This is a genomic window from Paraburkholderia kirstenboschensis (assembly GCF_032806925.1).
GTDB classification, from domain to species: Bacteria; Pseudomonadota; Gammaproteobacteria; order Burkholderiales; family Burkholderiaceae; genus Paraburkholderia; species Paraburkholderia kirstenboschensis.
Genome location: NZ_CP136513.1, coordinates 2,560,201 through 2,586,596 on the forward strand (window position 1 = coordinate 2,560,201; position 26,396 = coordinate 2,586,596).

Consider the following 26,396-nt stretch of genomic DNA (forward strand, 5'->3'; position numbering starts at 1 on the left):
TATCGAGGGGCAAGAAAACTTGGGGCGGCGCCGCGTTTTCTTGAGAGTAGAGGAACATCATGGAAATCGATCTGAACGCCGACCTCGGCGAAGGCTGCGGCTCCGACGAGGCGCTGCTCGACCTCGTCAGCTCCGCGAATATCGCGTGCGGCTGGCACGCGGGCGGCGCCAATGCAATGCGCGACTGCGTGCGTTGGGCGGTGCAAAAAGGCGTGTCGATCGGGGCGCATCCGAGCTTCAACGATCCGGAAAATTTCGGCCGCAAGGAAATGGACTTGCCGGCGGGCGACATCTACGCGGGCGTGCTTTATCAACTCGGCGCGTTGTCGGCGATCGCGCAGGCCGAGGGCGGGCGCATCGCGCACGTGAAACCGCATGGCGCTCTTTACAATCAGGCCGCGCGCGACGCGAAGATCGCCGACGCGATCGTCTCGGCCGTGCATGACTTCGATCCGTCGGTCGCGGTCTTCGCGCTTGCCAACAGCGGTCTCGTGACGGCCGCGCGCAACGCGGGGTTGACCGCCATCGAAGAGGTGTTCGCCGATCGCGGCTATCGCGCCGACGGCTCGCTCGTGCCGCGCAAGGAACCCGGCGCGCTCCTCGAAGATGAAGACGAAGTACTCGAACGCACGCTTGCGATGGTGCGCGAGCAGCGGGTGCGCGCAGTCGACGGTCAATGGGTGCCGCTCAACGCGCAGACCATTTGTCTGCACGGCGACGGGCCGCATGCACTCGCGTTCGCCCGGCGCATCCGCAGCGCGCTCGAACAGGCCGGTATCGACGTGCACGCGGCCGGCGCAGCAAGCGTCTGAAGCACGCGCCGCCGTATCGTCGTTATGCTCTGAACGCCCCGCTACATGCGGGGCGTTCGCCAGATGCGAGGCGTGCCGTATTTGCAGTATCCGCAGTCGATTCATCGCAGTGAATGCAGGTGCATGAGCAGTTGCAGTGCGTAGCAACGCGGCCATCAAGAGCCGCGGAAACAAGACGGCGCGCGGATCGCCACGCGCCGGCCCATGTTAGCCGTCACAAGCGGCGACGTTGAAACCTGTTTGGAGATCCAGATGCAGACAACAGTCAGTCTATGGCCGCTCATCGGCGTGGCCGTCATCATCGTTGGCTTTTTATTCCGGTTCAATCCGATGCTGATCGTGGCAGTCGCCGCGATCATCACGGGTCTGGCCGCGCATTTTCCGGTCGAGAAAATTCTCGCCGAGATCGGCACTGGCTTCATCAAGACGCGCAACATTCCGTTGATCATTCTTCTGCCGCTCGCGGTGATCGGCCTGCTGGAACGGCATGGCCTGCGCGAGCGTGCGCAGACGTGGATCAGCGGCATCAAGGCCGCCACGGCCGGGCGCCTCCTGATCGTTTACCTGCTCGTGCGCGAGCTGACTGCGGCAGTTGGACTGACCGGGCTCGGCGGGCATCCGCAGATGGTGCGCCCCCTCATCGCGCCGATGGCCGAAGGTGCAACCGAAACCCGCTTCGGCAAGATCAGCGACGCAGTGCGCTTCAAGCTGCGGGCGTTTTCGGCGGCAACGGATAACGTGGGCCTGTTCTTCGGCGAAGACATTTTCGTTGCGTTCGGTGCGATCGTGCTGATGACCACCTTCCTCAAGGAGGCAGGCATTATCGTCGAGCCGATTCACGTCGCGGTCTGGGGCATCCCCACTGCAATCTGCGCGTTTCTCATTCACGGCTTCCGCCTGTATCTGCTTGACCGCAAGCTCGACCGCGAATTGCGCGGCAACGCGAACGCGGGCAATGCCGCCGTATCGCCGACGCAATCCGCCGCAGGAGACAAAGCATGACGCTCTCGATTACCTATCTCTTCTGGCTGTTGGGCGTGGTGCTGCTAATCGTCGGCGGCATGATCGTCACCGATAAGGAACATCCGCGCCGCCTGACGGCCGGCGGCTTCTGGATTCTTTATGCGCTGATCTTTCTGATCGGCGACAAACTGCCGCTCGCAGTGGTCGGCGTCGCCGTGATCGTGATGGCGCTGATCGCAGGCTTCGGCGGCGTCACCTCGGGCAAGCCGAGAGTGCTGTCGCTCGAAGCGCGCAAGGCGAGCGCCGCACGCCTTGGCAACAAGCTGTTCGTGCCTGCGCTGACCATTCCCGTGGTCACCGTGATCATCACATTGTCGGCGAGCCATCTCGTGTTCGGCGGCGTTCCGCTGATCGAGAAGGCCAACGTCACGTTGATCGGCTTCGGCATCGGCTGCGTCATCGCGCTCGCGATTGCTTGCGTGCTGACGCGCGACACCGTCGGGCAGTCGATGAAGGAAACGCGCCGCCTCGTCGACGCGCTCTCGTGGGCCGCCGTGTTGCCGCAAATGCTCGGCATGCTCGGCCTCGTGTTCTCGGACGCGGGTGTCGGCAAAGCCGTCGCTCACGTGACCACGGCGTATATCAGTCTCGACTACCGGTTTATCGCGGTGGCCGTGTACTGCATCGGCATGGCGCTCTTCACGATGGTCATGGGCAACGGCTTCGCCGCGTTTCCGGTGATGACGGGCGGCGTCGGCGTGCCGATTCTCGTCGGCGTGTTCCATGGCAACCCGGCCGTAATGGTGGCAATCGGCATGTTCTCGGGCTACTGCGGCACGCTGATGACGCCGATGGCCGCGAACTTCAACATGGTGCCGGCGGCGTTGCTGGAACTGCCGGATAAGAACGCGGTGATCAAGGTTCAGATACCGACCGCGCTGACCTTGCTGGTGGTGAACATCTTCCTGCTCAATTTCCTGATGTTCATGTAAAAGCGTTCCGTAAAAAGCAGCAATTTCCGATGTGTCGCGCGACGTTTCCGCGGCACATCGGCGAAGCACCTCAAACATGAAAAGCCTGCAAGGGAAATAGGATGCGTCCGATCGTCGGTCCATGATGCCGACCATAAGATGCAGGGCGATCTCCCATCCACACGCGCCGGCGCGTGCAGCGCGCGCCGCCGGAGCCTTTCCCGCAGGTTTCCATGGAACGTCAATCCCAGCGCACCGGCGCGCCTACCGCGCCGCCGTCAGCCAGCGTTGCCTCGCTCGTGAAGGCCGCGCTCGACGCGCATCAGGCCGGCCGGCTCGACACCGCCGACTCCATCTACAGAGAAATCCTGACGCTCGCGCCGACGAATTCGCAGGCTTTGCATTACTTCGGGGTACTGCATTATCAGCGCGGGCAACACGCGGACGCCGCCGCGCTGATGAGCCACGCGCTCAAATACGACCGTCACGACGCCGCCTGCTGGAGCAACCGGGGCCTTGCCGCCGCCGCGCTCGGCCATCTCGACGAAGCCACCATCTGTTACGACCAGGCGTTGCAACTGCAACCCGATTTCGCCGACGCGCGCAACAACTTCGGCGTCGCTTTGCAGGCGCAAGGCGCGTTGAACGAAGCGGTCGGGCAGTATCGGCTTGCGATCGCGTCGAACCCGGCACTGGTGGATGCCTATCTGAATCTCGGCACCGCGCTCGGCAAGCTTGGCCGTTTTGCGGAAGCGCTGGCGTGTTATCGCGATGCTTTGCGAGTCGATCCGGCTTCAGCGGAAGCGCACTTCAACACGGGCAACGCGCACAACGCACAGGGCGAGCACGAGGCGGCGGTCGCCAGTTTCGAGCGCGCGCTCGCACTGCGGCCCGACTACGCCGAGGCGCACATCAACCTGGGTAGCGCGATCGGCAAGCGTGGCGACTATGCGGGCGCGGAGTCGCACTACCGTCGCGCGGTTGCAATCGCGCCGAATCCGACCAACCTCGTGTGCCTGGGCGGCTCGCTCGGGGCGCAGGGACGGCTCGACGAAGAGGAGACGTTCTATCGCGAGGCGCTCACCCGCGATCCGCATTACGCCGACGCCCATCAGAACCTTGCGTGGCTGCTGCTCAAGCGCGGCGATTTCAAGCAGGGTTGGGCCGAGTTTGCGCTGCGCTGGCGTAAGAGCGATTACGAAGCGCTCGCGGTTCCGGGCGTAACCGAATGGCGCGGCGAGCCGCTCAAGGGGCGTCGTTTGCTGATCGTCGGCGAGCAGGGTTTCGGCGATCATTTCCAGTTCCTGCGTTATGCGCGCTTGCTGCAAGAACGTGGCGCGACAGTGGACGTCTGCGTGCGCGAGCCGTTGCGGAGTCTTGTCCAACGCGTGCCGGGCGTAGATTGCGTGTTCAGCGGCAAACCCGAAACCAGCTACGACTTCTGGGTGCCGATGATGAGCGTGCCCTCATGCGTCGGCACCGAGTTGTCCACCATCCCGGCCGAACTGCCGTACCTTTTTGCGGACGACGCCAAGGTCAAAGCCTGGCGCAAGAAACTGAAGAAAACCGGCCACGCCAACCGTAGAGCGGGCCTCGTGTGGGCGGGCAGTCCGACCTTCGGCAACGACCGCTATCGGTCAATGGCGCTTGCCGACCTGCACGCACTCGCCCGTGTCGCCAATGTCGACTGGTATCCGTTGCAGAAAGGCCCCGCGCACGCGCAACTCGCCGTCGCCCCACAAGCCTTCCGTGCGCACGACTTCAGCGGCGAGTTGAACGACTTTGAAGACACCGCCGCGCTGATCATGAACCTCGATCTGGTGATCGCCGTCGACACCGCCGTCGCGCATCTGGCCGGCGCGCTCGGCAAGCCGGTATGGCTGCTGCTGCCGGCCAATTCAGACTGGCGCTGGCTCGAAGAACGCAGCGACTCGCCGTGGTATCCGGGAATGCAGAAGGTGCTGGGGGAATGGGCGGGGGTGGTGGGGGAAATCGTCAACGAGTTAGAGGGCCGGTAGATAGACTCGCCACAGCTGCGTCGATACCTCACCCCGCCTCCACCACAAACCCATGCTGTCGCAAAAGCTGCAGAACGCCTTTGCGGCCGCCAAGATGCAATGCGCCGATCGCCACGAACACCGGCTTGTTCGGAGCGGCGATCAGCAGCATGCGCGAGACGAAGCGCCGGTTGCGCGCGTACACGATCCTGTCGTCGATCGAGTTGGACACCTGCTTGTCGCGCGCCAGCTTTTCGGTTTTCGCGGCCTCCCAGGCGGCGATTGCATCCGCATCGCCAACACGCCACAGGCGGTGCAAGGTCCGCACGTCCTCGACGTTTTGCGCGGGCGTCTGCATCAGATCCTGCGCGAGCATCTCGCGTTGCTGGGCGAGCGTGAGCCCGGTGAAGGCGCGCATCTGCTGCGGTAAGGTTTCGAGGCCGATAATCTTGCCGCGTGTACGCAGATACACGTTCTGCAACTGCGCTTCAGTGCCGTACTCGGTCTGCAAGCCGGCGCTGAGCGAGTCGTAGGTTTCGACCAGCAACGACGCGAGCCACGGGCGCATCTTCTTGATTTCATCCAACGCCGCGGGATTGCCGCGCAATCGGAACGCGAGCTTGCGCCACAGCGGCTCCGGCAAGAGGCCGGGCAGGCAGTCGCGGCGGCATACGCCGTACTTGGAGACATCGTCTTGCGAGACCAGTAGCTCGTCCGGCGAGAGTTCGAGCGCGAGGGTCGGCGAAGCCGCCAACGCGCCCATGATCGGCGGACGAAACGGCTGAGCGGGCGGGTAATCGGCGGGATCGCCAACATGCAGCGTGCCCAGAACGTAGATGGTGGTCGTACCGCGAGTCGCGACGTAGAACGGCATGCGCGCCGGTTGCAGGCGCACCGGCCCGCTCGCAGTCGTACCAGGTGTGGCGGGCGGCGGGTTGAAGCCCGGCAGCGCGGCGCGTGGCTGCGACGGCGCGTGCGGCACCGGTAATGCGGGACGCGCACCTTGCGCGGTTGAATTGACGCCAGCCGCAGGTGTATTGGCCGCGGCGCCGGCAGCATGCGCGAGGCCGACCAGTGCCGCGGAGAAATACACAACGGAGCAAACGCCGACGAGCGCGGCACCGGTCAGGGCACGCGCCCGCAAGCGTCGCGTGAAGGCAGCGCGGCGGCCGCCATCACGCGAGCGGCGCGCAAGACGACGCGCCGCCAGCGCATCAGGCATCCACGTCCCCCACCTCCTCGGCGCGGTGACACGACACCTGACGGCCATCCACTTCACGCAGCTTCGGCTCCTCGCTGCGGCAACGGTCGATCACATAGGGGCAGCGCTGATGGAACGTGCAGCCCGACGGCGGATTCAGCGGCGAAGGCATCTCACCTTGCAGCTTGATCTTGATCGTGCGATCTGCCTCGAAGATCGACGGCGTCGCCGACATCAACGCGCGCGTGTACGGATGCCGCGGCTTCGAGAAAATCCGTTTCTTGTCGCCGAGTTCGGCCACGCCGCCGAAGTACATCACCATCACGTCGTCGGCGATATGCTCGACCACTGACAGATTGTGCGAGATGAACACATAGCTCGTCTTGAACTCCTGCTGCAGATCCATGAACAGGTTCAGAATCTGCGCCTGGATCGACACGTCGAGCGCCGACACGGGTTCGTCGGCGACAACGATCTGCGGGTCCAGAATCATCGCGCGGGCAATAGCCACCCGCTGACGTTGACCGCCTGAGAACATATGCGGATAGCGCTTCGCATGTTCCGGACGCAGGCCGACGGTACGCATCATTTGAGCGATGCGTTCCGCGCGTTCCGTTGCGCTCAATTGGGAGTTGATCGCGAGCGGTTCGCCGAGCGTCTGCTCGACGGTCTTGCGCGGGTTGAGCGACGCGAACGGGTTCTGAAACACCATCTGCACGCGCCGCCGCAGCGCCGCGATTTTCGCGTGATCCGCGCCGGCCACGTCTTCACCGTCGATCAGCAAACGGCCCGCGCTGGGCGCTTCGATCATGGTGAGTTGGCGCGCGAGTGTCGACTTGCCGCAGCCGGATTCGCCGACCACGGCGAGCGTCTTGCCGCGCTCGAGCGCGAACGATACGCCGTTGAGCGCCTTCACCGTGCCCGTCGCGAACATGCCGCGCTTGACCGTGTAATAACGCGCGAGCTTGTCGGCGACCAGCACGTGATCGCCCGCATGGTCAGACTGGCGCCGCGTTTCGAGTACTGCGTTCATCGTGCGCCTCCATGGGTGTGAACGTTCGCGTCGCCGCTCAGGTTCAGGGGTTTGATGCAGCGCACGCGCGCCACTTCGGCGTGACCTTGCATGGGCGCGAGCGCGGGCCGCGCCCTCATGCAATCGTCGACCACGTACTTGCAGCGCGGCGCGAACAGACACCCTTTCGGACGATCGTCGCGCCCCGGCACCATGCCCGGCAAAGCAGCGAGACGCACGGCGCCCACGTTATGCTCGGGAATCGCGGCCAGCAACGCTTCCGTGTACGGATGATGTGGCGCGGCGAAGATGTCCGGCACCTTGTTCGTTTCGATCACTTCGCCAGCGTACATGACCGCGACGCGCTGCGCGACCTCGGACACCACCGCGAGGTCGTGCGAGATCAGCACGAGCGCCATGCCGCGCTCCTTTTGCAGGCGCATCAGCAGTTCCATGATCTGCGCCTGGATCGTTACGTCGAGCGCGGTGGTCGGCTCGTCGGCGATCAGCAGTTTCGGGTTGCAGGCAATGGCCATGGCGATCATCACGCGCTGGTTCATGCCGCCCGACATCTGATGCGGAAACGCGCCAATGCGGCTCTTCGCGTCCGGAATGCCGACCTGATCGAGCAGTTCGAGCGCGCGCTTGTCGAGCGCGGCGCCGCGCAGCCCTTCGTGCAGCTTCAGCACTTCCTTGATCTGATAGCCGACCGTGTAGCTCGGATTCAGACTCGTGAGCGCGTCCTGGAACACCATCGCGATATCTTTGCCGATGATCCTGCGGCGTTCCTTCGCCGATGCCTTCAGCAGATCGCGGCCGTTGAACTTGATTTCGTCCGCCGTGACCTTGCCGGGGGCGTCGATCAGGCCCATCAACGCCATCATCGTCACGCTCTTGCCCGAACCCGATTCGCCGACGACGCCGAGCACTTCGCCCGGCGCGACGTCGAGATTGATCCGGTCGACAGCGGGTAGTCCGTTGAAGTTCACCGCCAGATTGCGGATGGTCAGTAGATTGTCCATTTATGCCATCCGTTTCAGTTTGGGATCGAGTGCGTCGCGCAGCCCGTCGCCGAGCAGATTGATGGCGAGCACCGAGATCAGGATGGACAAACCAGGCATCGTGACGATCCACCATGCGCTGTCGATGTAATCACGCGCCGAGGCCAGCATTGCGCCCCACTCCGCCGACGGCGGTTGTACGCCGAGGCCGAGGAAGCCGAGCGCCGCCGCATCCAGAATCGCCGACGAGAAACCGAGCGTTGCCTGCACGATGAGCGGCGCGGTGCAGTTGGGCAGCACCTGCGAGAACATCAGACGCAAAGTGCCGGCGCCGGCCACTCGCGAAGCCGTCACGTATTCCTTCTGCAACTCGCCTTGCGCCGAAGCGCGCGTCAAACGCACGTAGCCCGGCAACGCGACGATCGCGATTGCCAGCATCGTATTGACGAGGCCCGGACCGATGATCGCGACCACCGCCACCGCGAGCAGCAGCGACGGCAGCGCGAGCAGCACGTCCATGATGCGCATGATCGGCGTATCGGCCCACTTCTCGAAGAATGCCGCGATGAGGCCAAGCACGACGCCCGGAATCAGCGCGAGCACCACCGACACGAAGCCGATCCAGAACGACAGTCGCGCGCCGTACATCAGACGCGAGAGGATGTCGCGGCCGGCTTCGTCGGTGCCGAGAACGAACCGCCAGTTGCCGCCTTCGAGCCATGCAGGCGGAATCTTCACGAAGTCGCGGTACTGTTCGATCGGGCTATGCGGCGCGATGAGCGGCGCGAAAATTGCCACGACGATCAGCAGCAAAACGACGATGCCGGCGCCAACCGCACCGCGATTGCGCGAGAAATTCGCCCAGAATTCGCGAGCGGCGATAGCGCGGCCGCCAGGCGGAGTTACTGCTGTGGGGACTGTGTTTTGTATGTCTGCCATTTCCGAAATTACCTCGTATGGCGAATGCGCGGATTCAACACGCCGTACAACAGATCGACGACGAGGTTCACGAAGATCACCAATGTGGCGATCATCAGGATACCGCCCTGCACGACTGGATAGTCGCGACGGCCAATTGCATCGATCAGCCACTTGCCGATGCCCGGCCACGAAAAGAGTGTCTCCGTCAGCACCGCGCCCGCAAGCAGCGTACCGACCTGCAGACCGATCACCGTCACCACCGGAATCAACGCATTGCGCAATGCATGAACGACGATCACTCGCCCCGGCGACAAACCCTTCGCGCGCGCGGTGCGAATGTAGTCTTCTCGCAGCACTTCGAGCATCGACGAACGAGTCATGCGCGCGACGACCGCAAGCGGGATCGTTCCGAGCACGATGGCGGGAAGAATCAGATGGCTCAGTGCGGACTTGAACGCGCCTTCGTCGGTGGACATCATCGCGTCGAACAGCATGAAGCCGGTCACGTGCGGAATGTCGTATTCGACCGCGATGCGGCCCGACACCGGCGTCCAGCCAAGCTTGACCGAGAACACCATGATGAGGATCAAGCCCCACCAGAAGATCGGCATCGAATAGCCGGTCAGCGCTGTACCCATCACGCCGTGATCGACCGCCGTGCCGCGCCTGAGCGCCGCGAACACGCCCGCCGGCAGGCCGACGATCAGCGCGAACAGCATCGCGCAAATCGACAGTTCAACGGTGGCGGGGAAGCGGGCGAGAAACTCACCCATGACGCTCGTGTTGGTGATGATGGAAGTGCCGAGATCGCCGTGAAGCGCGCGGCCGATGTAGTGGACGTACTGCATCGGCAGAGGTTCGTCGAGCCCTAGACGGTGCATAGCCGCGGCATGCATCGCCGGATCGACGCCGCGCTCGCCCATCATCACTTCGATGGGGTCGCCCGGTATCAGGTGAATCAGCGCGAATGCAAGGATCGTGATGCCGATGAACGTCGGTATCACCATGCCGATGCGGCGCAAAACAAAGCGGAACATGGTTCGTCCCCATGGTCTTGATGAAGAAAAAACGCAACCGGCGACGAGGGCTCGTGACCCCGGTCGCCGGACCATTTCGACCAGTTTTCTAACCGTGCGAAAAGCGTACTGCGCGAATTTTACGACTTGCCTGACGCAATATCTGGCGCCTTATTTGACGCTGACGCCGTCGAAGCGAGCGTAGCCGAGCGGCTCGATACGCATGTCGACCACCTTCTTGCTGACAGGCTGGTAGACCGTCGAGTGAGCGATCGGCGAGAACGGCAGTTGCTGCGCGAAGATCTGCTGCGCCTGCGTATATGCCGTCGTGCGCGCGCCCTGGTCGGACGTTGAACGACCCTTCTGGATCAGATCGTCGAAAGGCTTGTGGCACCACTTGGAGAAGTTGTTGCCGTTCACCGCGTCGCAGCCGAGCAGCGTGCCGAGCCAGTTGTCCGGATCGCCATTGTCGCCTGTCCAGCCGATCAGCATCGTGTCGTCTTCGCCTGCGTGTGCGCGCTTGATGTACTCGCCCCATTCGTACGTGACGATCTTCGCCTTGACGCCGATCTTGGCCCAGTCGGCCTGGATCATTTCCGCCATCAGGCGTGCGTTCGGGTTGTATGCGCGTTGCACCGGCATCGCCCACAGCGTGATCTCGAAGCCGTTCGCATAACCGGCCTTCGCGAGCAGCGCCTTGGCTTTTTCCGCGTCGTACGATGCGCCCTTCAGGTTCTTGTCATAGGACCATTGGGTCGGCGGCATCGGGTTCGTGGCGGCCTGGCCTGCGCCCTGGTACACGGAGTCGATGATCGCCTTCTTGTTGATCGCCATGTCGAGCGCCTGACGCACTTCGACCTTGTCGACCGGCTTGTGCGTCACGTTGTACGCGAGGTAGCCCAGGTTGAAGCCAGGCTGCGACGGCATCGCGAGATTCGATTCGGCCTTCAGCGGCGCGATATCGGCCGGGCGCGGATAGCTCATCACCTGGCATTCGTCGCGCTTCAACTTCTGCACGCGCACGCCGGCGTCCGGCGTGATCGAGAAGATCAGCTTCGAGATCTTGACCGCGTTCGGCTTCCAGTAATCCGGATTGCCGTCGAAACGGATGGTCGCGTCTTTCGTATAGCTGCGGAAGATGAACGGACCCGTGCCGACCGGGAACTGGTTGATGTCGGCGGCCTTGCCGGCCTTCAGCAACTGATCGCCATATTCAGCAGACAGGACCGACGCGTATTCCATTGCCAGGTTCTGGATGAACGGCGCGTTGACTTCCTTCAGCGTGAACTTGACCGTGTACGGATCGAGCTTTTCGACCTTCGTGATCAGCTTGTCCAGACCCATGTCGGTGAAGTACGGGAACTGCACCGGGTAGGCCTTGTGGAACGGCTGGTTCGCGTCGAGCATGCGCTCGAACGTGAAGATGACGTCATCCGCATTGAATTCGCGCGTCGGCTTGAAGAACGACGTGGTCTGGAACTTCACGCCATGACGCAGGTGGAACGTGTACGTCTTGCCGTCCGCGGAGACATCCCACTTTTCGGCGAGGCCCGGCTCGACCTTGGTGCCGCCGCGCTCGAACTCGACGAGGCGGTTATAGACGGTGAACGTATTGGCCGTGAAATCGGTGCCCGTGGTGTATTGGGCCGGATCGAAACCCGCAGGGCTGCCTTCTGAGCAGTAAACGAGTGTTTTGTTCGGAATCTCGGCGTGCGCGCTGTTCGCACCCACCAGCGATGCCGCTGCAGCTGCGACGAGCGTCGTAACACGCGCGGCGCGCAACAGGTTGTTTTGCTTCATGTTTCCTCCAGGTTCGGGGCTGGCTGACGCCAGCGTAGCGCGATATTACTGAGCTTTCCCCGGTGTCACAAGCAGAGGAAATTATCCGCGACGCCGCCCCCGGCGCGCCTGCGCGGATATTCCGAGACCTCTTTCGAATGACTTTCAGAGTAGGACATCGCAGCGATTCCTGTGGAATCGTTTCGAGTTGTCCTGATTGGAGATCTGGAGAAGGCTTTGGAAAAGAGACAACTTACCAGAGCCGCCGCGCATCGATCCGCGCGACGGCCCAGGCAAAACAACCAGCAACAACGACGAGTCAGCCGTTCAAACGCCCAACCGCTCGCAGATCGCCGTGGTCGCCGCGGCGCCGTTAAGCGTATAGAAATGCAGACCAGGCACCTTCGCGTCGGTCAGACGCTTGCACAGGTCGGTCACCACGTCGAGCCCGAACGCGCGAATCGACTCGCGGTCGTCGCCGAAACTCTCCAGCCGGCGTGCGACCCAGCGCGGAACTTCAGCCCCGCACATCTCGGAGAAGCGCATCAGTTGCGAGAAGTTCGTGATCGGCATGATGCCCGGCACGATCGGCACGTCGACGCCGAGTTTCCTTGCGTCGTCGACAAAACGGAAATACGCGTCCGCGTTGAAGAAGTACTGCGTGATCGCGGAATTGGCGCCGGCCTTCACCTTGCGGGCGAAGTTTTCCAGATCGTGACGCGGCGAGCGCGACTGCGGATGATATTCCGGGTAGCCCGCCACCTCGATCCAGAACCAGTCGCCGAATTCGGCGCGTATAAAGCTCACCAGTTCCGACGCATAACGCAACTCGCCGACTTCGCCCATGCCGGACGGCAGGTCGCCACGCAGCGCGACGATATGGCGAATGCCATGCGCGCGGTACTCGTTGAGGATCGCGCGCAAGCTCTCTTTGGAAGAGCCGATGCACGACAGATGCGGCGCCGCCTCCAGCCCTTCCTTCGCCATATCGACGACGGTATCGAGCGTGCCCTGTTGCGTCGAGCCGCCCGCGCCAAACGTGACGGACACGAACTTGGGCTTGAGTAAAGCGAGTTGCGCACGCGTTGCGCGCAGTTTGTCGACGCCTTCCTGCGTTTTCGGCGGGAAGAATTCGAATGAAAGTTCGATCGGGTTCATGGTTCAGTATGTCAACCGAGACTGCGGTTGCCGAAAATGAGCGCGGACAGCAGCCATGAAACGATGCTGTACAGAATCGAGCCGAAGAACGCCGACCAGAAACCCGACACTTCGAAGCCCTTCAGCAGCGACGCGCACAGCCAGAAGCACAGCGCATTGACCACCAGAATGAAGAGCCCGAGCGTGACAATCGTGACGGGCAGCGTCAACAGAATCAGCACCGGACGCAGGACCGTGTTGATCAGTCCGAGCACTACCGCGACGATCAACGCGGTGCCGAAGCTGCGGATATGAATCGACGGAACGAGGTAGGTGATGATCAGCAGCGCCAGTGCATTGATCAGCCAGGTCAGCAGAACGGTCATGTAAAGCTCCTTGCAGGCAGGATGTCCGTTGAACGAAAAAGGCAGGCATGGCGAGCAAAGCGGCGCCTAAGCGCCGCCCCGTCGTCACACCATCATGCATGCTTTCAGGCTGCCCTCGCACTTACGCGCGAAGGGCGTACCGGAACGCGCGTACTTAGTAGCGGTAGTGGTTCGGCTTGAACGGACCGTTCTTGTCGACGCCGATGTAGCCCGCCTGCGCGTCCGACAGCACGGTCAGGTTCGCACCGATGCGCGCCAGATGCAGACGCGCGACCTTCTCGTCCAGATGCTTCGGCAGCACGTACACGCGGTTCTCGTACTTCTCGCCTTGCGTGAACAGTTCGATCTGGGCGAGCGTCTGGTTCGTGAACGAGTTCGACATCACGAACGACGGGTGGCCCGTCGCGCAGCCCAGGTTCACGAGGCGGCCTTCAGCCAGCAGAATCACGCGCTTGCCGTCCGGGAAAATGATGTGGTCGACTTGCGGCTTGATGTTGTCCCACTGGTACTGACGCGTCGACGCCACGTCGATTTCCGAATCGAAGTGGCCGATGTTGCACACAATCGCGTTGTGGCGCATCGCCTTCATGTGATCGTGGTTGATCACGTGGTAGTTGCCCGTTGCCGTGACGAAAATGTCGGCTTTGTCCGCCGCGTACTCCATCGTCACCACGCGGTAGCCTTCCATCGCCGCTTGCAGTGCGCAGATCGGATCGATTTCGGTGACCCACACGGTTGCGCCGAGACCGCGCAGCGATTGCGCGCAGCCCTTGCCCACGTCGCCGTAACCGGCCACCACGGCGATCTTGCCCGCGATCATCACGTCGGTCGCGCGCTTGATGCCGTCAACGAGCGACTCGCGGCAGCCATACAGGTTGTCGAACTTCGACTTGGTGACCGAGTCGTTGACGTTGATTGCCGGGAACGGCAGGCGGCCTTCCTTTTCCATCTGATACAAACGATGCACGCCGGTCGTGGTTTCTTCCGTCACGCCCTGGATGTGCGCGAGACGCGTGGAGTACCACGTCGGGTCGGCGTCCAGATGACGCTCGATCGACTTGTACAGCGCGACTTCTTCCTCATTGGTCGGCTTGGCGATCACCGAGCGGTCTTTCTCGGCCTTCGAGCCGAGGATCAGCAGCAACGTCGCGTCGCCGCCGTCGTCGAGAATCATGTTCGCGAACTCGCCGTTCGGCCATTCGAAAATGCGGTGCGAGAACTCCCAGTATTCGTCGAGCGACTCGCCCTTGAACGCGAACACCGGTGTGCCGGCCTTGGCGATCGCGGCGGCGGCGTGATCCTGCGTCGAGAAGATATTGCACGATGCCCAGCGCACGTCCGCGCCGAGCGCGGTCAGCGTTTCGATCAGCACGCCGGTCTGGATAGTCATGTGCAACGAACCTGCGATGCGCGCGCCCTTCAGCGGCTGCTGCGCCTTGTATTCGTCACGCGTTTGCATGAGACCGGGCATTTCCGTCTCTGCAATGGTGAGTTCCTTGCGGCCCCAGTCGGCAAGCGACATGTCGGCAACGATGTAGTCTTGGGAAGCTTGGGAATCGATAACTGCGGCGTTCATCACGCCCTCCTTTCTAAGTAGTGACTAGAAATTTGACGTGAGCGCGGTTCGATGCGGTGGATCGGAAAGCGCCATGCGCATCCGGTCCTTCCGATTGAAGCCTTCGAGCCTGGCGGGCGGCCGGCGAATATGCTGATTCGCGGTACCCGTCGCAACGCTCCTCGAAGACGAACGGCGATTGTAGCAAATCGAGATGGCTTCGGGGCGCGAGGATCGGTTTGGGCTGGGCTTTCGGGGGTGGGCTGTTGAGTGGCTTACATAGCGGCCATGCCGCCTGCCGCATGCGCGCCAGCTTCGGCAGTCATCTGCGCGCCGTGCAATTGGACGACGCCCGCTCGCGCTCTTTCGAGGAACTGCCGGGAGAAGCGGAAAGCGTCGGCGACGTCGGCGGGATCCGGCGTCAGCCAGCCAAACGCGATGCGGAAATAGCGCTCAGCGTGAATGCCCGGGTGGTAGTGCATGCGCACGCGCTTCATGTCCGCGAGCCGCGGATTGCCGAACAGCTCGCGCAGCGCCCAGGAGAATGCGCCGTCCTCGCCGCCGATACGGCGAAACGCGTCGTCCATCGGAAAGCCGCCGAGCGCCCCGTACGCCGCCCGACGCACGATTAGACTGCTCGGCACCGTGTTGCTTAGCGTCGCCGCATGCTGGACGAAGTCCTGGTGACCGGTGATTTCATCAGGAAAGCCAACGTAATCGACGTCGAGGCGCACCGATACCTGCTTCGGGTTCTGCGCCAGGAACGTGCTTGCTGCAGCCAATGCGCCGGGCAGGTATTCGTCGTCGGCATCGAGGAAGGCGAGCAGATCGTGCGACGCATGCAGCGCGCCCCAATTGCGCGCCTGCGCTGCGCCGCCGTTGCACGGCATGCGCAGCAGCGCGACGCGCGAGTCGGCCCGCGCGTACCGAAGGACGAGCTCGGCGGACGAATCGGTCGAGGCGTCGTCCACGACGATAATCTGCGCCGCCTCCGGCTGCAGCCGGCAACTTTCGAGAGCGCGGGCAAGCGTCGAGGCGCCGTTGTAGCAGGGAATAACGACGGAAATCGGGGAAGCGGGCGTCATGGGCGGAAGCTTTGGCGGGTGGCGATCGGGGCAAAACCGGCGATGGTAGCGCGGGCGTCGGAAGACCCGTCTCGAAATCGCCGGCCGTATGCGTCTGCCTGAAAGCCGCTTTCGCCATCCTCGCCGCCATAAATACGATGACTTACAATCTGCGAATTCATTCCAATACGGAATCCGGAGCCCGATAGTGGAATTGCGTGCGCTGCGCTATTTCGTCGAAGTCGTTCGTCAGCAGAGCTTCACTGTTGCCGCCGAGCAGATGTTCGTCACCCAACCGACCATCAGCAAGATGGTGAAGTCGCTCGAAAACGAGATCGGCTCGCCGCTGTTGCTGCGCGACGGCCGGCAGATGGTGCTCACCGACGCCGGCCGCATCGTCTATCAGCGCGGGCAGGAGGTGCTTGCCGCGCACGCGCAGTTGCAAGCCGAGCTGAACGACCTCGGCACGCTCGGTCACGGCGAACTCACCATCGGCATTCCGCCGATGGGCGGTTCGCTTTTCACACCCGCTATCGCCACGTTCCGCCAGCGCTACCCGAAAATCGAACTGAAGCTTTTCGAGCAGGGCTCCCGCGCGATCGAGACCGCGCTAATCAACGGAGAACTGGAACTCGGGGGCGTTCTCCAGCCGGTGGACCCCGAAAATATCGACGTGCTGCCGATCACTCGCCAGTTGCTCTGGCTCGTCGCGCGCGCCGGCTCGCGGTGGGACGACCTCGGTGAAGTGCCGCTCGCCCAGCTCGCCGACGAGCCGTTCGTGTTCTACGGCGAAAGTCTCGCGCTCAACGACGTGGTGCTCAGCGCGTGCCGCAGCGCGGGATTCGCGCCGACTATCGTCGGGCGCAGCGGACATTGGGATTTCATGGCGGCGCTCGTGCTGGCCGGCGTCGGCATTGCGCTGCTGCCTGCGCCCTATTGCCGGCGACTGGATGCTGCGCAGTTCACGTGCCGGCCGGTCGCCGAGCCCGAGATTCCATGGGAAATGGCGATTGGCTGGCGCCGCAATGGTTATCTGTCGCACGCCGCGCGCGCCTGGCTCGACGTGGCGCGCGAGACGCTGCCCGGCCGTGCCGGCGACGATCTGATGCTCGGCCTGACCGGCATTGCCGCGCCGCTTCAAACACCTCGTTCCGAATGACAACGCGCCGCCCGGCGCGACCCGGGCGGCGTCTCTTTACCTACGCCCAAGCAGCGCCGGCCTCATTGCTGCGTGACGAACTCGATGCGGCGGTTGGCAAAGCGTCCGCTGGCGGTGTCGTTGGTCTGGATCGGGCGCGCCTGGCCGTAGCCCTGAGCACTCAGCGAATCTACAGGAGCGCCGGTTTTGACGAGGTACGTACGAACCGCCTCGGCACGCTGTTTCGACAGTTGCAGATTGGCCTGCTCGCCGCCCACGTTATCCGAATATCCCGCCACTTCGAGCTTCGCCGCCCGGCCGTTGCGCGCACACGCGTTGAGCACGCGCGCGGACTGGTTCAAGTCTTCCGCTGCCGACGTGGGCACATGCGCGCTCGCGCTTGTGAAATTGATCACCTGCAGGTTCAGCACCTTGGCGACATCGGCTGCGGCGCAGGTAGCGCCGGGCGCTAGCAGCGCCTTGATCGCGCTGCGAAAGTTCGCCGTTGCCTGCTGGACCGCGCTGTCTGCGTCGAAGGTGCCGATTTCATAGGGAGCGCCGAACAGCGATTTCAGCGTGTTCAGCCAGCCAAGTTTTGCATTGGCGGCCGCGCCGCTCAGTTCGACATGTGTGCCGTCCACTCTGAGTTCCGCGCCCGGCACGCTCATCAGCGGCACCAGGCCGTCGAGACGCGGGAGCCAGCCGGCGGGCTTCGTTGCCGGATCGACGGCAATATTTGCGGCGTAGTTGTACTGGCCGAGGCGCTTCGTCAGTTCATCCACAAGCTCGGTTTTTTCTGCTTCGCTGCCAACCGTCGCCGTGAGCGTCGGCTTACCGCTTTCGCCGACCGTGAAAGCAAGCTGGCTCTCTTTCGTCGCCGCGCCGGCCACGCCCGGCTGACGTGCGGCGCTAGTAGCGCTAGTGGCGCTGGCGGCACTGGCGGCACTGACGCCGCTCGTGGAAGCCGAACCCGCAGCCGAGGCAGAAGCCCCAGCCGCAGAACTCGCGGCATCAAGCGCGGCGACTGCACCTGATGCAGTGGACGCCGCGGCATCGCTCGACGCAGCCACCGCAGTAAGTTCACCCGACGCCGCGACCGGCGCCGAAGCCGTCTGCGCGGCGCCACGATGTTCTGCGTCTGCGCCCGCCGCCGCCCCGCCACCCCATTGCCCGCGCGGGAAGCCGCTTGGGAACAGATAGACCAGCGCCATCGCGGCGGCGATGATCGCCAGTAGCGGCCACCACAGCCACGCATGCGAGCGGCGTTTTTCGCCGACCACCGCGTCCGCCGGGACTTGGACCGCGGCAGTGACCTCCGGTGCGGGCTTTGCCGCTGGCGTGGGCTGCTCGATATGCGCCGACACGGCCTTCAGTTGAGCGAGCACGCTGCCGGCGAACGCGCCGACGCTGCCCAGGCCGAGCGCGGCAAGCAGACGATCGTTCAGATGCGGTGCGATGAGCGGCATCTGATGGCTCAACAGCGCGGGCAACTGACCGACGTTGCCCTGGCTTTTGAGCAAGTGCTGTTTCAACACGCCCAGCATGGTTGCACCGACGATACCCGTAATGGCATGCGTGGCGTGCGCCGGCACGCCGGTCTGCGCGGCGACTTCGTCGCTGAGCGACTCGGCACGGCGGTCCAGCGAACGTTCGAGCAAACCGCACCCCGCGCCTTCCAGTTCGCTGACGCCGCCCGTGCTCCCCGTCAGATGCGGCAACTGTTCAGCGATTCTCGCGTTCACATCGGGCGAGACGACGGTGGCGAACAGCGAGCGCGCGCCCTCGAGCGTCGCAGCCTTCTGCATCAGCCCCGCGAGCAGCGCGGGTGCCGCCGTGCTCATCACCGAGCGCGCCGCCTCAGCCGGCAATCCGATGCGCGCTCCCAGTTGCCCGACCACCTCGTCCGTCAACGCCGACTGAATCGCGTGAATCAAATTGATGCTCATGCCTTCGCTTCCTTGTGTTTCCGGACTCGCCACCTGACGCGCCCGTTTTTTCGCGGCGATTATAGGCAGCGGGAAGTCTCATAAACGGAAAGGCACAATTTATGACGATTTAAACGACGTTTGGCTGACTTATCTCCTATTTGGCATCGAAAAGCCGGGTGTTCGGCTTGATCGCAGAGTGTGGGGAGATGGATTCATGCCGCGTTGCCCGCAGGCGCCGCGGTTGCCGCTTTCACTGTCGCCGTCTGCGGCTTCCGACGGCTTGCCGCGATCAACTCGGCCGCGCGTTCGCCGATCATTACCGTGGGCGCATTCGTATTTCCGCCGATCAGTGTCGGCATCACCGATGCATCGACGATCCGCAGTCCTGTGACGCCTCGCACGCGCAATTGCGGATCCAGAACGGAGCGCGCGTCGCCGCCCATCCGGCAGGTCGCGACCGGGTGATAAATCGTGTCCGCATGGCGCGCGATGGTCTCGCGCAATTGCGCGTCGGTCTGGCCCGCGCGCGTGTACAGCTCGCGACCGCCATGCAGCGCGAGCGACGGCGCATCGAGAATGCGCCGCGCCATCTGGACGCCTTCCACCAGCAGGTCGAGATCGCGTGAATCGCTGAAAAAACGCGGATCGATCACGGGCGCCGTGCGCGCATCCGCGCTCGCGAGCGTCACGGTGCCCCGGCTGAACGGCCGCAGCACGCATACATGCAGCGAATAGCCGTGCCCCCAATGCATATGACGGTTGTGATCGTCGACCAGCGCCGCGCAGAAATGCAGTTGCAGGTCGGGCCGATCGAGCGTCGGCTTGCTCTTCAGGAAACCGCCCGCCTCCGCGACATTGCTCGACAACATGCCGCGTCCATGCCGGATGAAGGTGAGGAACTGCGGCACCATTCGCGCGATGCCGCGCACCGAAAAGCCCGTCGGCTCGATCGACGACACGCGTTTGTTGATCGTGAAATCGACGTGATCGATCAGGTTCTGCCCGACTTCAGGCGCATCGTGCAACACCTCGATGCCATGCGCCTGGAGATGCGCGGCCGGCCCGACGCCGGAGCACATGAGCAGTTGCGGCGAGTTGAAGGCGCCCGCCGCGACGACGACTTCCGCGCGCGCTTTCAGCGTCTCCCGATGCCCGCCGCGCACGATTTCGACGCCACAGGCGCGCTTTTGCTCGAAGACGACGCGCAGCACCGTGGCGTCCGCGATGGTATGCAAATTGGAACGCTCGCGGTCGTAGATATACGCACGCGCGACGCTGCAACGGCGCCCATCGCGCTGCGTGACCTGATAGAAGCCGATGCCTTCCTGGTCCGGGCCGTTGAAATCGTCGTTCGGCTTGTAGCCGGCTTCCATCGCGGCCTGCACGAACCGCCTGGAAAACGGATTGCGGTAGCGCAGATCCGACACGGTGAGTGGACCGCTGTCGCCGTGCCACGCGTCGGCGCCGCGTTCGTTGCCCTCGGCGCGGCGGAAATACGGCAGCACGTCGCGCCAGGACCAGCCGTCGCAGCCCAGTTCCGCCCATTCGTCGTAATCGAGCGGATGACCGCGCGTGTAGATCATCGCGTTGATCGCACTCGATCCGCCGAAACCGCGCCCGCGCGGCTGATAGCCTTGGCGGCCGGCGAGACCCGGCTGCGGCGTGGTCAGATAGCCGTAGTTCGTTTTGAGCCTGTTCGGCACGACCGCCGCGACGCCGAGCGGCATATTGACCAACGGGTTGCGGTTCGTGTGCGGCCCCGCTTCAATGAGGGCAATCGTCGCGTCGGGACAGTTGTCCGCGAGACGGCTCGCAAGGGCGCACCCACCGAGCCGGCGCCTACGATGATGTAGTCGTATTCCATCGCTCCTCCTGATAGCCCGCGTTGCTCGCGGACCCTGTCTCGTGCACACTTGTCTACGTGTGTTTCACCGGCATTGTAGGGAGCGTTCGGAGGCCGCGGCGGCTTCGCGTCAGAGCGATTACTCTAAACACTGGCGCCGCCGCGACCCTATGATGAAAGTCCCGCACGGGCCCGCCGGACGGCCGCGCGCGGCATTCAAACAGCGTCCGCGGACGTCGCGCTTTTCCTGCGCGGCAGAGGTGGAGCGATTAAACGGCGTCGCGCCGATTGGGGCCGCAGACCCGTCCGCGAAGGCGGCGACCAATCGCGAAGAGCGAGGTCAAAAACGGGCCACGAACGGGCCGTCAACGAGCGATCAAAGAGCCTAAGCGGAACGTGAACAAGCGAACGCAAAGGCCACCGACCGCGCGATGACCCCACCACGCGGGCAAACCGCCGTCGAACACACGGCGAACGGAGACAGCAGATGCAACGCCATAGCTTCGGCCAGACCCACGAGGTCACCAACCAGGTGCCGCCGCTCGCGGACTACAACCTGTTTTCGAGCGACGCCGCGCTCTCAGCCGCGCTCGAACGCGACGGCGCCGCATGGCATCGCGATGCATTGTTGCGGCACGGCGCGGCGCTCACCACGCCCGAGACGCTCACGCTCGCCGAACTCGCCAACCGCCACACGCCTGAGCTTTTCACGCACAGCCCGCGGGGCGAGCGCATCGACGCGCTGGAGTTTCACCCCGCGTGGCATGAGTTGCTATCGCTGCTGCGTCGCGAGGGGCTGCACGCGTTGCCGTTTTCCGATCCGCAGCCGGGCGCGATGGCCGCGCGCTGCGCCGGATATTTTCTGCATGCGCAGATCGAATCAGGGTCTCTTTGCCCGTTGACCATGACGTTCGCCAGCATTCCGGTATTGCAGCGCGAACCGCAATTGTTCGAGACGCTTCGCGACAAACTCTATGCACGTGAGCACGATCCGCGCGACCTGCCGCTCACGCAAAAAATCTCCGCGATGATCGGTATGGGCATGACCGAAAAGCAAGGCGGCTCGGACGTGCGTAGCAATCAGACGCAGGCGCGTGCGATCGCAGCCGGCGGCCGCGGCGGCGCCTACGAACTGGTAGGTCACAAGTGGTTCTTCTCCGCACCGCAATGCGACGCACATCTCGTACTCGCACGCACGCACGATCACGCTGGCCTCTCGTGCTTCTTCGTGCCGCGCTTCGCGCCGGACGGCAGCAAGAACGCAGTGCAGATCCAGCGTCTGAAGGACAAGCTCGGCAACCGCTCGAACGCCAGCAGCGAAGTCGAATTCCTCGACGCGTTCGGCATCATGATCGGCGACGAAGGACGCGGCGTACCGACCATCATCGAAATGGCGAATTACACGCGGCTCGATTGCGTGATCGCCAGCGCAGCGCTGATGCGCGCGGCGCTCGTGCAGGCTATCCATCACGCGCGCCATCGCAGCGCGTTTGGCCGCAACCTAGTCGATCAACCGTTGATGCGCAACGTGCTCGCCGACCTCGCCCTGGAATCAGAAGCGGCCACCGTGCTGTTCATGCGGCTCGCCCACGCGTTCGAGCAATCCGCCGATGCGGATTCGACAACGTCTGCTGCGAACCCGGCGGAAGCATCCGCCGCGCGCGCATGGCGGCGCATCGTGACGCCCGCGGCAAAATACTGGGTCTGCAAGCGCACGCTCGAATTCACCGGCGAGGCAATGGAAGTGTGGGGCGGCAACGGCTATGTCGAAACCGGTCCGATGGCGCGCTTTTATCGGGAAGCGCCCGTCAACTCAATCTGGGAAGGCTCGGGCAACGTAATGTGTCTCGACGTGCTACGCGCGATGGAGCGCGAGCCTGAAGCGGCGCAAGCACTCCTCGCGCAGTGGCAAGCGGATGCCGCCGCGCATCCGGCGTTGAGCGCCGCGCTCGGCAAGCTCGCCGTGACGCTCAATTGTCCCGCCGAGCATCGCGAAGCTTCCGCGCGGCGCATCGCACAGCAGATCGTGCTGATCGCGCAGGCCACGTTGCTCGTCAAGCATGCGCCCGCCGCTGTCGCCGAGGCTTTCATCGCCACGCGTCTCGCCAGCGGCTGCGGCGAAAGCGGCCGCGTCTACGGCACGCTGCCCGCGACGCTCGATCATGCGGCGATCGTCGAGCGGGCCTTTCCGGGTTGAATCTCGAAGCCGCACGCCTGATGGACTCTCCGGGGGACTTCCTGTCGGGCCCCAGGCGCGGCAAGCAACGGCAAACAGCCCGCAACGACCCCCAATAAGCGCGGCGCGACCGCGCGTCTTTCATCAGGGAATGGTGAACAATGAAGAACGATCTGCCCGAGGTCGCCGCGCTGGAGGCGTTGCTTCGCGATCAGCGTGACGCTTATTTGCGCGCGCCGTATCCGTCATGGGAAACGCGCGCGGCGCATCTGAAAGCGCTGCGCAAAGTCCTGCTCGACAACCGCGACGCGCTAGCCGATGCGATGAGTGCCGACTTCGGCAATCGCGCGAAGCAGGAAGTGCTGCTCGCCGAATTTCTGTTGGTGAAGGAAGAAATCGACGCCGCGCTGCGGCACGGCAAACGGTGGATGAAGGCGCAGCGCCGCAGCACCAACAAATGGTTGTTGCCGGCCCGCGCGAAAGTGGTGCCGCAGCCGCTCGGCGTGGTCGGCATTATCGTGCCGTGGAATTATCCGGTGCTGCTCGCCGCCGGGCCGCTCATCAGCGCGCTGACCGCCGGCAATCGCGCGATCGTCAAGATGTCCGAGTTGACTCCGCGCACCTCGGCGTTGTTCGAGCAACTGATCGGCCAGACTTTTGCCCGCGATCACGTTGCTGTAGTGAACGGCGACGCCGCGCTCGCCGCCGCATTCAGCGCGCAGCCCTTCGATCATCTGCTTTTCACCGGCTCGACGAAGGTCGGCCACGAAGTGATGCGCGCCGCCGCCGAGCATTTGACGCCGGTTACGCTGGAACTCGGCGGCAAGTCGCCGGCGATCATCGGCGTGCATGCGCGGTTCGACAATGCCGTGGACAACCTCGTCGCCGGTAAGACGCTCAATGCGGGGCAAACCTGCATCGCGCCGGACTACGTGCTCGTGCCGCGCGGCAAGGAACAGGCGTTCGTCGAGCGGGCGCGCACTCGGATGGCAAAGATGTATCCCGGCTTCGCGCGCAACCCCGATTACACGTCGATCATTTCGCCGCGCCACTTCGCGCGGCTCCAGCGTCTGGCCGACGAAGCACAGGCCGCCGGCGCGCAACTGCATCCGCTGACCGACAGCGCGCCGGACGCCGCGAGCCGCCGCTTTCCGCTTATCGCCGTCACTAACGCGCCGCAGCATTGCGAACTGATGCAGGAGGAAATCTTCGGCCCGCTGTTGCCTATCGTGCCGTACGACACGCTCGACGAAGCGATCGGGTGGATCAACGCCCGGCCACGCCCGCTGGCGCTTTACCTGTATGCGGACGACGCAGCCACCATCGAACGGGTCACTCACGAAACCATTGCGGGCGGCATGGCGGTCAACGAAACGCTGATGCATCTGGCGTGCGAAAGCCTGCCGTTCGGCGGCGTCGGAGCAAGCGGAATGGGCGCGTATCACGGCTACGAAGGCTTCGTGACTTTCTCGAAGATGAAGCCTGTTCTGACGCAGGCGCGTCTGAACGCGCGCGCATGGATTGCGCCGCCGTATGGCCGGCGCGTCGACGCGTTGCTGAAACTGATGATGCGGTTTTGAGCGGGGCCGGCTGCGTGGCTTGATCCAACGGCTGTTTAGCGCGCGCCTGCTGCGCCCTCGATATCGACCGCGACAACGTCGGTGACATCGTCGGCGCTAGTGCGGGCGCCGCCAGGCGCTGCCTGCGCCGGCTCGCCTTCCAGCCGATGCAGCCACGCCAGCAATTCCGCCACCGCCTGATAGAGCTGCGGCGGAATGCGCGCGTCGAGGTCCACTTGCATCAGCAGCGAGACCATTTCGGGCGCTTCATGCACATAGAGGCCGGCTTCCTTGGCGCGCTGCACGATCATCTCCGCCAGCATGCCGTAGCCCTTGGCGATCACGCGTGGCGCCGGGTCGCCGCCTTGTGAGTCGTAGACGAGCGCAGCAGCGCTGCGGCGATGTTTGCGGCTCATCACATGTCCCAGTCGAAATTGTCGAGCGGCGCGGTCGCGGCGTTGGCCGCGTGCGGTGCGCGACGGCTTTTTCCGGCCGCGGCACTTGCCGGGGCTCCCGACGCCGCAGACGCCGCGGCGTCCGCCCGACTCGCCGCCGAAGCCGATCGCGCATACGCCGACGCCGCTGCCTGAGCCGCTGCCGCGGCGCCCGCTGCCGCCGCACCCGTGGCGGGCGCACCGCCGCCGATCTCGCGAATCGTCAAGCCGTTCAGCTGAATGCCCGCCGCCGCGAGCCGCTGGCGAAAACTTTCGCCCTGCATCGCGAGACGCGCCGCGCCGCCGGGACTCGCCTGCACACGCGCGACGAGGCGCATGCCGGTCAACGTCAATTCGGCGTCGACGGTGCCGAGCGTCGGCAGCGACAACGTAAGGCGCGTGCGCCACGGCTGATCGTCCTCGCTTGCGGTGCCGCCGCCGCTGCGGTCCCACTCGTCGCCTTCCTGCTCGATGGTCCAGTCGAGCTTCGCACCGGGCCATGCTTCGCCGGTCCAGCGGAACTGGCCGGTCGCAAGCAGATCTAGTTGCTGGCGCACGAGCGGCACCGTCGCGGGATGCACGGCGGCCGCCTGCGGATTCTGCTGCGACCCGCCGTCAGCCGCCGGGGAGGCCGCGTTATGCAGGCCCGCATGGGGCGTTTGGCCGTTCAGGTCGGAGAGGGAACTGGCCAGCACTTCACCGGCGACGAACCGCGCGGCCTGCGCGGTGTCGATCGACGGCATCGGGCGGCCGGCGGTGTTGGCGGCATTCGGATTCGCCGCATTCGCGCTGCTGGCATCGGCCGCGCCGGCTGAACCGTGCGGCGTGGCGCCCATGCCTTGCCTCGCCGCAGCTTGGGCGGACGACGCGTCGGCGGCGTCGCCTGCCCAGTTCAGCGGCAATTGCGCGGCGGCGGCGACGAGCTTGTTCTGCGCTTCGCTGGCGAGCGTCTCCGGCGAGCGCTGGCCGCTCAGCCATTGCGCGAGGTGCGCTTCGTAGAAGAGGCCGCTGTCGCCGACCGTCTGCGCGAGCGCGGCTGCGAGCGCCGCCACCGGCACCTGGGCCGCCGCGACACTGGCGGTGGCCGCGGAAGCTGCGGCGTTGGACGCGATGTTGGACGGAGCAGGCGTGTCGAAGAGCGGCAAAGCGCCCACCTCGACGTCGAGCGCGGGAGCGGCGGGCCAGATCGGCAACTGCCCGACGATCGCGGGCGTCGCCTCGCCGCCGGAGCGGACGATCGCGTTGAGCGTCAGTGCGACGGCGGACAGCGCGGTCTGCGCGGAAGGCTGCGGCGCAGAAGGAGCGACCGGAGCCGGCGTTGCCGGCGCGGTCTCGACGTCGGCCGCGCCCGTCTGGGTGGTGGCCGCGCTGCCGGGGGCAATGTTGAGCAGGCTGTCGACGCGGGTCGCGAGGAGCGATGCGACGGCCGTGTCGATTCCGTTCATGCCGATTCCTTGATCACATTGGCGGCAACGCGCTCAATTCACACAATCAGACGCCTTG

The 26,396-nt window shown here is 64.3% G+C and carries 20 protein-coding genes, 1 pseudogene and 1 riboswitch; of the genes and pseudogenes, 7 read left to right on the top strand and 14 right to left on the bottom strand.

All coding sequences use genetic code 11. The features are described from left to right. The first annotated feature begins 59 nt into the window (after window positions 1-59). The 4 genes from pxpA (at window position 60) to RW095_RS34230 (ending at window position 4,764) form a co-directional block, all read left to right on the top strand. Entirely contained in the window at window positions 60-812 is a 753-nt protein-coding gene (pxpA, locus tag RW095_RS34215) for a 5-oxoprolinase subunit PxpA (RefSeq protein ID WP_128586138.1), read from the top strand. Between the two features lie 252 nt (window positions 813-1,064). After that, window positions 1,065-1,814, top strand: a complete 750-nt coding sequence (locus tag RW095_RS34220) for a DUF969 domain-containing protein (RefSeq protein ID WP_317020243.1) — start codon at window positions 1,065-1,067, stop codon at window positions 1,812-1,814. Then, window positions 1,811-2,767: a DUF979 domain-containing protein gene (locus RW095_RS34225; protein ID WP_317020244.1), complete on the top strand. Its 957-nt coding sequence runs from the start codon at window positions 1,811-1,813 to the stop codon at window positions 2,765-2,767. The genes RW095_RS34220 and RW095_RS34225 overlap by 4 nt, the downstream gene beginning before the upstream one ends. Before the next feature lie 212 nt (window positions 2,768-2,979). Then, a complete protein-coding gene (locus RW095_RS34230) occupies window positions 2,980-4,764 on the top strand; it encodes a tetratricopeptide repeat protein (RefSeq protein ID WP_317020245.1) in 1,785 nt (594 codons plus the stop codon). A gap of 28 nt (window positions 4,765-4,792) precedes the next feature. On the opposite strand, the gene RW095_RS34235 is transcribed toward RW095_RS34230, so the two are convergent. The 10 genes from RW095_RS34235 to RW095_RS34280 form a co-directional block, all read right to left on the bottom strand. Continuing rightward, window positions 4,793-5,965 (bottom strand): TraB/GumN family protein, encoded by a 1,173-nt coding sequence (locus tag RW095_RS34235; protein ID WP_317020246.1) that lies wholly within the window; start codon window positions 5,963-5,965, stop codon window positions 4,793-4,795. Further along, the gene (locus RW095_RS34240) at window positions 5,958-6,977 is read right to left on the bottom strand and encodes a peptide ABC transporter ATP-binding protein (RefSeq protein WP_128586135.1); all 1,020 of its coding nucleotides are present in this window, start codon (window positions 6,975-6,977) and stop codon (window positions 5,958-5,960) included. The genes RW095_RS34235 and RW095_RS34240 overlap by 8 nt, the downstream gene beginning before the upstream one ends. After that, on the bottom strand, window positions 6,974-7,978 hold the full coding sequence (locus RW095_RS34245; protein ID WP_317020247.1) for an ABC transporter ATP-binding protein: 1,005 nt from the start codon (window positions 7,976-7,978) through the stop codon (window positions 6,974-6,976). Before RW095_RS34245 ends, RW095_RS34240 begins: the two co-directional genes overlap by 4 nt. Further along, window positions 7,979-8,896 carry an ABC transporter permease subunit gene (locus RW095_RS34250; protein WP_317020248.1) on the bottom strand — a complete coding sequence of 306 codons (918 nt, stop codon included), beginning with the start codon at window positions 8,894-8,896 and terminating at the stop codon, window positions 7,979-7,981. An 8-nt stretch (window positions 8,897-8,904) separates the two neighbouring features. Further along, window positions 8,905-9,915, bottom strand: coding sequence for an ABC transporter permease subunit (locus RW095_RS34255; RefSeq protein ID WP_317020249.1), 1,011 nt, complete (start codon window positions 9,913-9,915; stop codon window positions 8,905-8,907). A 150-nt stretch (window positions 9,916-10,065) separates the two neighbouring features. Further along, window positions 10,066-11,694, bottom strand: a complete 1,629-nt coding sequence (locus tag RW095_RS34260) for an ABC transporter substrate-binding protein (protein ID WP_317020250.1) — start codon at window positions 11,692-11,694, stop codon at window positions 10,066-10,068. Window positions 11,695-12,000: 306 nt separating this feature from the next. After that, on the bottom strand, window positions 12,001-12,831 hold the full coding sequence (gene metF / locus RW095_RS34265; RefSeq protein ID WP_317020251.1) for a methylenetetrahydrofolate reductase [NAD(P)H]: 831 nt from the start codon (window positions 12,829-12,831) through the stop codon (window positions 12,001-12,003). 11 nt (window positions 12,832-12,842) lie between these two features. Beyond that, the gene (locus RW095_RS34270; protein ID WP_006052549.1) at window positions 12,843-13,196 is read right to left on the bottom strand and encodes a phage holin family protein; all 354 of its coding nucleotides are present in this window, start codon (window positions 13,194-13,196) and stop codon (window positions 12,843-12,845) included. Window positions 13,197-13,350: 154 nt separating this feature from the next. Continuing rightward, window positions 13,351-14,772: an adenosylhomocysteinase gene (ahcY, locus tag RW095_RS34275; protein WP_317020252.1), complete on the bottom strand. Its 1,422-nt coding sequence runs from the start codon at window positions 14,770-14,772 to the stop codon at window positions 13,351-13,353. A 32-nt stretch (window positions 14,773-14,804) separates the two neighbouring features. Then, window positions 14,805-14,941, bottom strand: a riboswitch (S-adenosyl-L-homocysteine riboswitch). Between the two features lie 85 nt (window positions 14,942-15,026). Beyond that, window positions 15,027-15,836, bottom strand: a complete 810-nt coding sequence (locus tag RW095_RS34280; protein WP_317020253.1) for a glycosyltransferase family 2 protein — start codon at window positions 15,834-15,836, stop codon at window positions 15,027-15,029. A gap of 187 nt (window positions 15,837-16,023) precedes the next feature. Here RW095_RS34280 and RW095_RS34285 point away from each other — a divergent pair, with 187 nt between their 5' ends. Then, entirely contained in the window at window positions 16,024-16,974 is a 951-nt protein-coding gene (locus RW095_RS34285) for a LysR family transcriptional regulator (protein ID WP_317020254.1), read from the top strand. Window positions 16,975-17,036: 62 nt separating this feature from the next. Here the strand turns inward: RW095_RS34285 and RW095_RS34290 are convergent, their stop codons facing one another. Then, window positions 17,037-18,899 carry an OmpA family protein gene (locus RW095_RS34290; RefSeq protein ID WP_317020255.1) on the bottom strand — a complete coding sequence of 621 codons (1,863 nt, stop codon included), beginning with the start codon at window positions 18,897-18,899 and terminating at the stop codon, window positions 17,037-17,039. Between the two features lie 194 nt (window positions 18,900-19,093). Next, window positions 19,094-20,745 (bottom strand): annotated as a pseudogene (locus RW095_RS34295) (GMC family oxidoreductase). Between the two features lie 466 nt (window positions 20,746-21,211). Between RW095_RS34295 and RW095_RS34300 the strand changes: the two are divergent. Further along, complete coding sequence (locus RW095_RS34300; protein WP_317020256.1) at window positions 21,212-22,921, top strand: isovaleryl-CoA dehydrogenase; 1,710 nt, start codon at window positions 21,212-21,214, stop codon at window positions 22,919-22,921. A gap of 140 nt (window positions 22,922-23,061) precedes the next feature. Continuing rightward, a complete protein-coding gene (locus tag RW095_RS34305; RefSeq protein ID WP_317020257.1) occupies window positions 23,062-24,480 on the top strand; it encodes a coniferyl aldehyde dehydrogenase in 1,419 nt (472 codons plus the stop codon). Window positions 24,481-24,515: 35 nt separating this feature from the next. Here RW095_RS34305 and RW095_RS34310 read toward each other — a convergent pair whose 3' ends face one another. Further along, on the bottom strand, window positions 24,516-24,875 hold the full coding sequence (locus RW095_RS34310; RefSeq protein WP_317020258.1) for an EscU/YscU/HrcU family type III secretion system export apparatus switch protein: 360 nt from the start codon (window positions 24,873-24,875) through the stop codon (window positions 24,516-24,518). After that, on the bottom strand, window positions 24,875-26,338 hold the full coding sequence (fliK, locus tag RW095_RS34315) for a flagellar hook-length control protein FliK (RefSeq protein WP_317020259.1): 1,464 nt from the start codon (window positions 26,336-26,338) through the stop codon (window positions 24,875-24,877). Before fliK ends, RW095_RS34310 begins: the two co-directional genes overlap by 1 nt. Window positions 26,339-26,396 lie beyond the last annotated feature (58 nt).